This is a genomic window from Anoxybacillus sp. J5B_2022 (assembly GCF_026847645.1).
Lineage (GTDB): Bacteria > Bacillota > Bacilli > Bacillales > Anoxybacillaceae > Anoxybacteroides.
This window is the reverse complement of record NZ_JAPSMC010000176.1, coordinates 1-558: the sequence shown is the minus strand read 5'-3', so window position 1 is coordinate 558 and position 558 is coordinate 1. Positions and strand designations below refer to the sequence as shown.

Below are 558 nucleotides of genomic sequence, written 5' to 3'. Positions count from 1 at the left end.
CACGCATCCATAAAACCAGCAAAAAAGTCAAAGTCGATGTCAATCCATCACGGATTCAGGCTATTCATATTGATTATTTTCCTTTAATTTAAAATAATAGAATTGTAGGTTGTTAATTCTATTTTGTATAAGAAAGGTGGTGAATATGATGAATTTTGTAACTCCTAAAACAACTAATTCTCAAATTGCTGGATGTTACATTACACCTTTTAAGTCGAGACTACTTACCGTTTGCTGGAACCAATATTTGTTGGCTGTTTAAAATGACTAAAAGATTAGGGCATGCATTTTTGTATGCCCTAATTTTTGAGGGGGGAATATGCTTATGTTTTTAAAGTTTAAAGCCAATACAAAAGTAATAGAAAATTTCGAAGGTGCTTCAATCATATTGTTCAGAGAAAAAAGCATTTTAAAAAAAGATTGTAATAAATCAGGACTATACGTTTTAAAAATGTGTGATGGCTTGCATACATTTGAGGATATTATTAATCAAATTAATAAAGATTTTAATAAAATAAGTGAAGATCAAGTGGAAGCGACTAGAATGTTTATAAAAGA

General features: G+C 29.4%; 1 protein-coding gene. It reads left to right on the top strand.

All coding sequences use genetic code 11. The features are described from left to right. Positions 1–325 precede the first annotated feature (325 nt). The coding region (locus M4I42_RS17085; RefSeq protein WP_268853210.1) for a hypothetical protein at positions 326–558 on the top strand (233 nt) is incomplete at its 3' end.